The following is a 4,654-nucleotide window of genomic DNA, read 5'->3' as shown; positions in this document are numbered from 1 at the left end:
CAACTGCTCACCGACGAACTCAACACCACCCCACCACGCACGCCGGGCGACCGCCGCCCCATCACCTACCAGATCACGCCCGCATAAATCTCAACACTCAACGCGGCCCTACTTCCGGAGGTCTGAGGCCGAGAACGCGTGCCTGCGCAACTCGGGGCAAGGTTGAGTTCGTCGCGACGTTGTTGACAAGTTCGTCGAGAATCTCGTCGGTCAAGCTTGCCTGGATACGTGCGGCTCGGGGCCGCGTCGGATCAGCAGGTGTCGAAGCGTGCTCGGGGAGAACACATTGGGTCATAAGCGACGGCGAGCAACACGTCAGAGCAGACCCATGTCTTGGTTGAGCCGGGTCAGCTCGTCCGCGGCTTCACGCCGCTCCTGGTCCTCGCGGGCCATGTGGGCCAGCAGCGACTGCGCCTTGATCCGCCGGTGCTTGCCAACCTTGCGGTACTCGATCTCGCCGGCATCGAGGAGACCGATGAGGAACGGCCGACTGACGTTGAGCAGGTCCGCCGCCTGTTGGGTGGTCAGCTCAGCGTGAGCGGGCACGACAGAGACCCCTTGTCCCGCAGCCATGTGCGCGAGCACCCGTGCAAGCAGTTCCACGGCCCCGCGCGGAACAACGAGCGTGTCTTGGGGATCGTCGGCGACGACGAGCCTGATGACGCTGTCGGGGTGGTCGGCTAGGTAGCTCTTGATGTGAGGCAGCGCCTCGACGGCGGTGTGGATGTCGGACTCGTCTGGCTGGACGGGCGTGAGGGCGAGCGCGGTCATGATGGTCCCCTCTCAGGCCTCCATCATTCGCAATATTCGAAGCAAGTGCAATCGTTAGAGCTCAGTTGTTCGCTACGCCCCACGCAAGCCCAGCAAGATGTCGGCCTGCTCCGCCATACGGTCGATGCCGCCATAAGCGTCGAGGACCACCTGCTCGTGTGCGGCGACAGTCACGCCGTCGATCGCGGTGCGGCCGAGTTCGCTCACGCCGTCGAACGGGATCAGCGTGACCCGCATCCCGAAGGAGGCCGGCTCCTTCAGCACGAGCCCCGCCGCTGCGGCGGCGCGCGCGACGTCCTCGACGTAGAGCACCGGCCAGGCCTCTCCCGCGCTGGAGCGGTAGAGGTTCGCCCCGGCGTCACCCGTCAGCGCGTACTCGAACCCGGCCGCGTCGAGAGCGCCGGCAAGGTCGTACGCACTCGGTCCGGCCTTGTAGTCAACGGCGCCGGGACGGCGAGTGAGCCGAGCGGCACGGCCGGCACTGAACAGCAGATCCGGCTCCTTGCCCGGCACCACCCGTCCTTGGTCATCGACCAGCCCCATCCGAGTCCAGCGCTGTCGCCATGCTTCGACTTCCGGCGTGACCGTGACGCCGAGCGAGGGATCCAATGCGAGCCATGCGGCAGCAATCACGGCTACGTCGGCAACTCCGGTAAAGCCGATCGGCTCGCCCAGGACGGTCAGGATCTCCTGCGCCAGGTCGAAGGATGGACTCACGGCTCCGGACTCGATCCGGGTCACCGTCGTCGGGGCGACATCGACCAGCGCCGCGAGCTGACGAGCACTCAGCCCGTTCACCCGGCGCAGGGTCGCGACGCGCTCCGCAAGGTCCATGCGACTCATCCTATGGTAGCGTTGCAAATATGCAACGTGTTGAGAAGTCGCTCGAGGCCTGACACGTTCCCCTGGACGTGTTAGGTGCCTCGACATGTCGCAGGAGCGCCCGAGTGATACACGAGAGTGATGCACGAAGCCCTGAAATCGGTATCCCAGGGCGGTCTTGGATGAACCAGGACGACCCACGGCGCCCCCTCTGACCTGCAGTTTCGTCAGATCCCGCCAACAGCCGTCGATGCCTTCACCTCGTGGCACCAGGGGCAGGCGGCGTACCCGACGGAGAGCAGGATCGGGACGTCTCGGCGTTTGGCCTCCTCGAACGTTGATCTCCGAAGTCGGTTGAGTCGCCGGGGACCTACAAACCAGGCGGAACGTCCCTCATGCCCAGTGCAGCGGGTTGTCCTGTGGTGCTGGAGCAGATACGGGCTGGTCGCACCCGCGAGGCGGTTCGGCCTGTGCCCAGCGTGACGCGCGGCCCCGCAGGAGGCGCCCCGGTGTCCGTCGGCCCCGCCGATCCGCGCCCGATGGCTCATCCCCACGCGTTCGGCCCACCAGCACCTGTTAGGGGTGCGGCTCGGCCGCGAGCTGGGCCGCCGCGAACTCGGTCGCCCGCCGGACCCGGTCCGCCAGTCCGTGCGCGGACTCCGCCGGGACGGCATCGACGGGCCACCAGGCGACGTCGCCGCTCTCCGGGCTGACGGCGATCGCGGCCGCCCGCGGTGCGAGCGCCACGAAGCCGACATCGAGGTGCTCGGCGCACCGCCACGCACCCGAGAGGGCGTGCCGGTCGACGTCGAATGGGACCGGGCTCAGCAGGTCCAGACCGGCGAGGCCGCTCTCCTCGCGCGCCTCGCGCCGGGCGGCGGTGGCGAGCGAGACGTCCTCGGGCTCGAGGTGCCCGCCGAACTGCACCCAGAACCTGCCCCTGCCGTGGAAGCACAGCAGCACCTCGGTGAGGTCCGGCGTGAGGACGACGCAGCTGGCCGTGAGGTGGGCCGGGTCGCCGTCGCGCGAGAGCGCCGCCACGCCGTGGGTGCGCAGGTGGTCGAGGTAGCCGGCGACCGTCTCCTCCTGCCGCGGGTCGGGGGCGGACCAGGAGGCGAGGAGCTCGGTGGCGGCGTGGATCACGGACGCCACGGTAGCCGCCGCAGCGTGGTGCCCGTCCCGCCCGACGGCCGGGCGGCGCGCGGGACGGGCCTGCGAGGCACAATCGGCGTCATGCAACATGGCCACTGGACCGCCGTCGCCCGCGCCGTGGGCCTCCTCGCCCCCGACGGCGCCGTCGCGTCGACGATCTTCGCGGAGATGTCCGCACTCGCGACCCGCACGGGCGCGGTCAACCTGGGCCAGGGCTTCCCCGACGTCGACGGTCCCCAGCACCTCAAGGACGCTGCGATCGCCGCGATCCGGGACGGCCACAACCAGTACCCGCCGGGCCCCGGCATCCCCGCGCTGCTCGACGCCGTGGCCGCGCACCAGCGCCGGAACTACGGTCTCGACGTCGACCCCGCCACCGAGGTGCTGGTCACCGCCGGTGCCACCGAGGCGATCGCGGCCACGATCCTCGCGCTCGCCGGTCCCGGTGACGAGGTGCTCACCCTCGAGCCGTTCTACGACTCCTACGCCGCCGCCATCGCCCTGACCGGGGCGACGCACACCACCCTCCCGCTGCGGCCGACGCCCGACGGCTTCCGTCTCGACCAGGCCGACGTCACAGCCGCGTTCGGTCCGCACACCCGCCTGCTCCTGCTCAACACCCCGCACAACCCGACCGGCACGGTGCTGACCCCGCAGGAGATGGACCTGCTCGCGGCGGCCGCCGTCGCCCACGACGTCATCGTCGTCACCGACGAGGTCTACGAGCACCTCCTGTACGACGGCGCCGCGCACGTGCCGATGGCCACGCTGCCCGGCATGGCGGGTCGGACGATCACGATCTCCTCCGCCGGGAAGACCCTGTCCTTCACCGGCTGGAAAGTGGGCTGGCTGCACGGCCCGGCCGAGCTCGTCACGGCGGTGCGCACGGTGAAGCAGTTCCTCACCTACGTGGCGTCGGGACCGTTCCAGCACGCGGTCGCCGTCGGGCTGGCGGACGAGGACGGCCGCACGGGCGAGTACGTGACCGGGCTGGCGCGATCGCTGCAGCGGCGGCGGGACCTGCTGTGCGAGGCGCTCGACGGCGTCGGCCTGACCCCCACCATCCCGCGCGGGACGTACTTCGTGGTCGCCGACGCCGCCGGCCTCGGGTTCGCCGACGGCGCCGACCTGTGCCGGCGGCTGCCCGAGCTCGCCGGCGTCGTCGGGGTGCCGGTGACGGCGTTCTGCCGGTCGATCCTCGGCGATGGCGATGATCCTGGTCGACAGGCGACACATTCCCGTGCCCTTGAGGGCCGGGCGGACACCGGGTCCGGTGAGGTGGCGCGACAGCTGCGCTCGTGGGTGCGGTTCACGTTCGTGAAGGAACGCGCCACGCTCGAGCGGGCCGTTCGCGGGCTGGCCCGGCTGCGCGGGTAGGACCCTGCCGGACGACCCGGCGCGCGCGGTTCCCGCCGACCCTGCCGGGCAGGTACCTCCGTGCTCATCGGCGGGCACGTGGCCCACGTGTCCGGCAGGACCTGCCCCTGCGGCACCAGAGCGCGATGGTGCACCCGAGATTTGAGACTTGAGTCTCACCGATTGGACAGAACGGCTGGTCGTCCAGCACATTTACCTGTCATCCAGCACATTTGCCGGGGACGCCCGCGCCCGCGGACGTCGTCGGCCACATCGGGAGGGTTCGATGATCTCTGTCGTCGACGTGTCCAAGACCTTCCGTACCGCCGGGGGCGAGGTGCACGCGCTCGACCACGCGAGTCTGGAGGTCTCCCGCGGGGAGATCTACGGGATCGTGGGCCAGAGCGGTGCGGGCAAGAGCACCCTCGTGCGCCTCATCAACGCCCTCGAGCGCCCCGACTCGGGCACGGTGACGGTGGACGGCGCCGTGGTCTCCGCACTGGACGGGCGCGACCTGCGCCTTGCGCGGCGCAAGACCGGGATGATCTTCCAG

General features: G+C 70.1%; 5 protein-coding genes and 1 pseudogene. 2 read left to right on the top strand and 4 right to left on the bottom strand.

Going from position 1 to position 4,654, the window contains the following annotated elements:
* Positions 1–315: 315 nt before the first annotated feature.
* The 4 genes and pseudogenes from ACYC1Z_RS14330 to ACYC1Z_RS14315 form a co-directional block, all read right to left on the bottom strand.
* Entirely contained in the window at positions 316–771 is a 456-nt protein-coding gene (locus tag ACYC1Z_RS14330) for a helix-turn-helix domain-containing protein (protein WP_461410194.1), read from the bottom strand.
* Positions 772–843: 72 nt separating this feature from the next.
* Positions 844–1,605, bottom strand: a complete 762-nt coding sequence (locus ACYC1Z_RS14325) for a helix-turn-helix transcriptional regulator (protein WP_461410193.1) — start codon at positions 1,603–1,605, stop codon at positions 844–846.
* 251 nt (positions 1,606–1,856) lie between these two features.
* Positions 1,857–2,141 (bottom strand): annotated as a pseudogene (locus ACYC1Z_RS14320) (DUF255 domain-containing protein); the annotation flags it as partial.
* 28 nt (positions 2,142–2,169) lie between these two features.
* Positions 2,170–2,736 (bottom strand): NUDIX hydrolase, encoded by a 567-nt coding sequence (locus tag ACYC1Z_RS14315; RefSeq protein WP_461410192.1) that lies wholly within the window; start codon positions 2,734–2,736, stop codon positions 2,170–2,172.
* Between the two features lie 90 nt (positions 2,737–2,826).
* Here ACYC1Z_RS14315 and ACYC1Z_RS14310 point away from each other — a divergent pair, with 90 nt between their 5' ends.
* Together ACYC1Z_RS14310 and ACYC1Z_RS14305 are read left to right on the top strand one after the other, a co-directional pair.
* Complete coding sequence (locus tag ACYC1Z_RS14310) at positions 2,827–4,122, top strand: aminotransferase class I/II-fold pyridoxal phosphate-dependent enzyme (protein ID WP_461410191.1); 1,296 nt, start codon at positions 2,827–2,829, stop codon at positions 4,120–4,122.
* 265 nt (positions 4,123–4,387) lie between these two features.
* Positions 4,388–4,654, top strand: a 267-nt coding sequence (locus ACYC1Z_RS14305; protein WP_461410190.1) for an ATP-binding cassette domain-containing protein, incomplete at its 3' end; no start/stop codon positions are given.

It is taken from the genome of Georgenia sp., assembly GCF_054605595.1.
The sequence above is the reverse complement of the archived record's forward strand: the minus strand, read 5'-3'. Positions and strand labels throughout refer to the sequence as shown.

Bases quoted from the DNA above. Each gene is read 5' to 3' on its own strand.
- ACYC1Z_RS14330 (WP_461410194.1), bottom strand. From the start codon at position 771: ATGACCGCGCTCGCCCTCACGCCCGTCCAGCCAGACGAGTCCGACATC.
- ACYC1Z_RS14325 (WP_461410193.1), bottom strand. From the start codon at position 1,605: ATGGACCTTGCGGAGCGCGTCGCGACCCTGCGCCGGGTGAACGGGCTG.
- ACYC1Z_RS14310 (WP_461410191.1), top strand. From the start codon at position 2,827: ATGCAACATGGCCACTGGACCGCCGTCGCCCGCGCCGTGGGCCTCCTC.